Genomic DNA, 552 nt, shown 5'->3' on the forward strand with positions numbered 1-552 from the left:
CATTATGGAGGATTAGCTCAGCTGGGAGAGCATCTGCCTTACAAGCAGAGGGTCGGCGGTTCGATCCCGTCATCCTCCACCATTTTTAAGTAATAATTATGCCGGCCTAGCTCAATTGGTAGAGCACGCTCGAATAAGCATCTTGAATAATCTACAGCGCACCGATCGAGCCACAGCTTGAATAAACTTTCTGAGATCGGGGTGACGATAACTATTCTAGTGCTTAGAATTTATTAATAACACATTTATATGCCGGCCTAGCTCAATTGGTAGAGCAACTGACTTGTAATCAGTAGGTTGGGGGTTCAAGTCCTCTGGCCGGCACCACTTTTTCAACCCGTTAGTTTGGGCCATTAGCTTAGTTGGTAGAGCATCTGACTCTTAATCAGAGGGTCGAAGGTTCGAATCCTTCATGGCCCACCATTTCATATTTATCATGCGGGTGTGGCGGAATTGGCAGACGCACCAGACTTAGGATCTGGCGCCGCAAGGCGTGGGGGTTCAAGTCCCTTCACCCGCACCATTTTAATCAAATGCGGAAGTAGTTCAGTG

4 tRNA genes are annotated in these 552 nt (G+C 47.6%); all 4 read left to right on the forward strand.

From position 1 onward, the window contains the following. Positions 1 to 6 precede the first annotated feature (6 nt). The 4 genes from JN080_RS28995 to JN080_RS29010 all read left to right on the forward strand — a co-directional run bounded on the left by JN080_RS28995 (position 7) and on the right by JN080_RS29010 (position 523). Positions 7 to 82, forward strand: a tRNA-Val gene (locus tag JN080_RS28995). A 169-nt stretch (positions 83 to 251) separates the two neighbouring features. After that, a tRNA-Thr gene (locus JN080_RS29000) sits at positions 252 to 327 on the forward strand. A gap of 20 nt (positions 328 to 347) precedes the next feature. Then, positions 348 to 423, forward strand: a tRNA-Lys gene (locus JN080_RS29005). A 15-nt stretch (positions 424 to 438) separates the two neighbouring features. Next, a tRNA-Leu gene (locus tag JN080_RS29010) sits at positions 439 to 523 on the forward strand. The last annotated feature ends 29 nt before the right edge of the window (positions 524 to 552 follow it).

The organism is Bacillus sp. EB600 (genome assembly GCF_024494385.1).
Classification (GTDB): domain Bacteria; phylum Bacillota; class Bacilli; order Bacillales; family Cytobacillaceae; genus JAEVLT01.